The 4,257-nt window shown below is 62.5% G+C and carries 4 protein-coding genes; 3 read left to right on the forward strand and 1 reads right to left on the reverse strand.

The features are described from left to right. Nucleotides 1-770 (reverse strand): STT3 domain-containing protein (locus tag Q0520_RS06880; protein ID WP_298668009.1); only part of this gene is annotated, 770 nt, incomplete at its 3' end. Nucleotides 771-883: 113 nt separating this feature from the next. On the opposite strand from Q0520_RS06880, the gene Q0520_RS06885 reads away from it, so the two are divergent. From Q0520_RS06885 to Q0520_RS06895, 3 genes are all read left to right on the forward strand, one after another. Beyond that, nucleotides 884-2,005 (forward strand): glycosyltransferase family 4 protein, encoded by a 1,122-nt coding sequence (locus tag Q0520_RS06885; RefSeq protein WP_298668012.1) that lies wholly within the window; start codon nt 884-886, stop codon nt 2,003-2,005. Nucleotides 2,006-2,043: 38 nt separating this feature from the next. Continuing rightward, nucleotides 2,044-3,273 carry a GDP-mannose 4,6-dehydratase gene (locus Q0520_RS06890; RefSeq protein ID WP_298668015.1) on the forward strand — a complete coding sequence of 410 codons (1,230 nt, stop codon included), beginning with the start codon at nt 2,044-2,046 and terminating at the stop codon, nt 3,271-3,273. Continuing rightward, the coding region (locus Q0520_RS06895) for a glycosyltransferase (protein ID WP_298668018.1) at nt 3,270-4,257 on the forward strand (988 nt) is incomplete at its 3' end. The genes Q0520_RS06890 and Q0520_RS06895, both read left to right, overlap by 4 nt.

Raw genomic sequence — 4,257 nt, forward strand, 5'->3', positions numbered from 1 at the left:
GGGATGCCGAAGGCGACACCGTTGACGAGGAGGAGGTACTCGCCGTGCCGTCCCTCCCCGTGCTCCCGCACGAACTGGATGACGGTGAATACCCCTGCTATGAGGGCGAAGAGGACCATCGTCGGGGCGTTCAGCAACCCCAGGAGGTACGCCACGCCTGCCCCCGCCGAGAGGAGGGCCGAGTTCCTGAGTGCCGTTCTGTCTGTGGAGTGGGTGGCGGCGTAGCCCAGCGCCGCGATATAGCAGAGACAGAAGAGTGTGCTGAAGAGCACCTCGCTCACGTGGTGGTCGACGAAACCGAAGACCGAACGGTAGTAGAATGCCAGGGATACAAACGGGATCAGGCCTGCAGCGATGATCCCGGTCTTCCATGACTCAATCTGCCGCCCGAGGAGGTACATCACCGGCACCATCGCCGCCCCGAGGAGGGGCGGGACCCATGCCGCCACATAGACGAAGTCCGGCCTCGCGGTCGCCCCGGTGAGGACGCAGGCGGTCGCGGCGAGGAAGGGGAAGAGCGGGCCCCAGCCGATCTCTTTCCCGGTGGGGTAGGCGGTCATGGGGTCGAACCAGGAGTACAGGGGATAGTTGGCGGCCATCGCCTCGATCTGCCTGAGGGTGTACCAGGTGTCCGAGCCGATGACGACGGTCACGCCGTCCCTGACGAGGTACGCCGCAGGCAGACTCCGTATCCAGAGGGCGACGAGCATGAATACGAAGAGGAGAGCGATTATAATGGTACGCCGGTTGCGGGCGAGGTCGAGAGACATTGCTGGATGGTTCTTTTCTTTCCTATATAGTGGTGTTGTCTTCGTCTCCGGCGAATGTCTTTTCACTCCCTGCGGCCCATCACTGCATAAATGGGATGGGGTTCCTGCCGTCGATGAAGATCGCCTATGTCTATGATGCCGTCTACCCGTACGTGATGGGGGGCGTCGAGAAGCGGATCAGGGAGGTCTCCACCCGGCTTGCGGCGCGGGGCCACGAGGTCCACCTCTATGGCATGAAGTTCTGGGACGGCCCCGACACGGTCGAGGAGGACGGCGTGGTGCTCCACGGCGTCTGTGCGCCCCTGCCCCTCTACGCGGGCGGGAGGCGTTCTGTGGCGCAGGCCCTCCGCTTCGGGCAGGCGGTCTTCGGGCCCCTCCGCGCCTCGGGGGCCGATCTCATCGACTGCCAGAACTTCCCGTACTTCTCCTGCATCTCGGCGCGGGCGGCGGCCTCTCTCAGGAAGGTTCCTCTCGTCGTCACCTGGCACGAGGTCTGGGGCGAGTACTGGCAGGAGTACCTCGGCCGCAGGGGTGTCGCCGGCAGGGCGGTCGAGAGGTTTGTGGCGACTCTGCCCGACCGCCACATCGCGGTCTCCCCCTCCACGGCGGCGTCGCTTGCGAGTCTTGGGATCAGGGAGGGGGTCGAGGTCGTCCCGAACGGCATCGACCTCGCCCGCATCGCGGCGGTGCCGCCTTCGGCCGAGGCCACCGACGTCATCTTCGTCGGGAGGCTGATCAGGGAGAAGCATGCCGACCTCCTCGTCGAGGCCCTGGCCCTGGTCAGGGAGGAGGTCCCGGACCTCAGGGCCGTGATCGTCGGCGACGGCCCGGAGAGGGCACGGCTGGAGGGGCGGGTGCACGACCTCGGGCTCACAGGGTCGGTGACCTTCACCGGTTTCCTCCCCGACTATGCGTCTGTCATCGCCGCGATGAAGGCCTCGAAGATCTTTGTCCTCCCCTCGACGCGGGAGGGTTTCGGGATCGCGGCCCTGGAGGCGATGGCCTGCGGCCTCCCCGTGGTGACGGCGGACCACCCCGGCAATGCCGTCCGGGACCTGGTGGAGGACGGGGTGAATGGGTTCTGCTGCGGGATCTCGGCGGGGGAGATCGCGGAGACGGTGTTATTCGCCTTGCAGGAGAGTGCCGATCTGAAAAAGAGTTCTCTGGATATGGCAGGGAGGTATGCATGGGACGCCGTCGCCGACCATCTTGAACAGGTATATAAAAAAATATAGACAATACGCATGGCATAACACTATAGGTCAGGGATTCGATGAAGTGGAATGAAAAGAATGTTCTTATCACCGGTATCAGCGGGTTTGCCGGTTCATATCTTGCACGGCATCTGCTGGACGCGGGTGCGAATGTCTATGGCCTGATCCGCCGGCGGGCAGACGGATCGATCCCGAAGAATATCGCCGAGAAGGGCATTGCAGGCGGGATACGTTTTATTGAAGGGAACCTCGAAGATATCTCCGGCCTTGCCACCGCCGTCGATGTGGCCGAACCCGATGTGGTCTTCCACCTCGCCGCCCAGTCCTATGTCCCACGTTCGTTCACCCACCCGGTCGAGACGGCGCAGATCAACTCGATCGGCACCAATAACCTCCTCGAAGCCATACGAAAGAAGGACTGCGACCCGACCATTGTTTTTGCCGGTTCGTCCGAGGAGTACGGGCTGGTCTTCAGCTCTGAGGAGCAGTACGCACGGGCCCAGGAGAAGTACGGTGCGATCTTCCCGCAGCCGACTGTCCTTCCCGAGGTGCCCATCAAGGAGACGAACCCTCTCAGGCCGATGTCGCCCTATGCCGTGAGCAAGGTCTATGGCGACCACCTGATGAGGAACTACTTCTACACCTACGGCACGAAGGCTATCGTCTCCCGGGCCTTCAACCACGAGGGTGCCGGCCGGGGGATCATGTTCGTCACCTCGGTCGTCACGAACCAGGTGGCGAAACTGCTTGCCGGCGAGATCGATCAGGTCACCATCGGCAATGTGAACGCCTTCAGGGACTGGTCCCATGTCCGTGACGTCGTCAATGGCTACTGTCTCCTTGCAGAGAAAGGGAAGCCGGGAGAGGTCTACAACCAGGGCTCGATGCGCACGACCTCGGTCCTCTCTTATATCCTTCTCAGTCTTGAGGCGGCAGGGATGCCTGTGGACAGGATCGAGACGTTCAGGGGCGAGAAGTCCGTCGACAACCCGACCGGCAGGGACACTGCAGAGATGTTTGGCGTCCGCTTTGACAAGACGCATGTCGACCGGATGCTCCTCGAAGGATCGATCGACTACACTCTCGCCGACCAGGGGATCACTGCGGTCTGCGGCGGTCGGAAGGTCAGGATCTCCTTTGACGAGGCGCGGTTCAGGCCTGCGGAGGTCCCGATCCTGATGGCCGACATCACGAAGTTGCAGAAACTCGGCTTTGCCTCGACGTACAGTGTTGGAGATATCGTCAGGGACCAGCTCAACTACTTCATGGACGAGAAGAAGCGGGCATGAAGACTGCCATCCTCCATGACTATTTCGGGGCTATCGGCGGCGGGGAGAAGGTCGTCGTCACTCTGGCGCAGGTGCTCGGTGCCGACATCATCACGACCGACGTCGATGCCGTCGAGAAGATGGAGGCGTCTGTCCCGGTCATCAGTCTGGGGAAGACGATAAAATTTCCCCCTTTGAAGCAGATCTCCGCAACACGATCTTTTTATTCGTGTGATCTCTCGGACGACTATGATTTTTTTATCTTCACCGGGAACTGGAGCCATTACGCGGCGCACTGTCATCACCCGAATCTCTGGTACTGCTATACCCCGGTGCGGGCCTTCTACGACCTGTATGACACTTTCCTCCGGCGTCAGGACCCGGTGACCAGGCAGGCCTTCCGCCTCTGGGCGGGCGTTCACCGGAGGCTGGACCAGCGGTCGGTCAGGCAGGTCGATCGCATCGTCGCGATCTCGGAGACGACCCGCGAAAGGGTCCGTGCCTACCACCAGCGGGAGGCGGATGTCATCTACCCGCCGGTGGACACCGCGAAGTTCTCCTGCAGGGAGTATGGGGACTTCTGGCTCTCGGTGAACAGGCTGTACCCGGAGAAGCGGATCGAACTCCAGATCGAGGCCTTCCGCCGGATGCCGGAGGAGAGGCTGATCATTGTCGGTGGGTATGCGGCAGGCGATCACGCTGCCGGATATGCACGGAAGATACAGGACAATCTCCCGCCGAATGTTGAGGTCAGGGGTGAGGTCCCGGAGGCGGAGTTGCTCGGCCTCTACTCCCGGTGCCGGGGCCTCGTCTGCACCGCGATGGACGAGGACTTCGGCCTCACCCCTATCGAGGCGATGGCGAGCGGGAAACCTGTCGTCGCCGTGGACGAAGGGGGATTCCGGGAGACCGTGACCCCGGAGACAGGGGTGCTCGTGGAGGCGGACGTGGGGGAGATCCGCGACGCCGTCCTCGCCGTCTCGAAAGACCCGGAGCAGTACAGGG

The sequence above is a fragment of the uncultured Methanofollis sp. genome, from assembly GCF_937919355.1.
GTDB lineage: Archaea > Halobacteriota > Methanomicrobia > Methanomicrobiales > Methanofollaceae > Methanofollis.

Coding starts and splice junctions, on each gene's coding strand:
- Q0520_RS06885 (WP_298668012.1), top strand. CDS start 884: ATGAAGATCGCCTATGTCTATGATGCCGTCTACCCGTACGTGATGGGG.
- Q0520_RS06890 (WP_298668015.1), top strand. CDS start 2,044: ATGAAGTGGAATGAAAAGAATGTTCTTATCACCGGTATCAGCGGGTTT.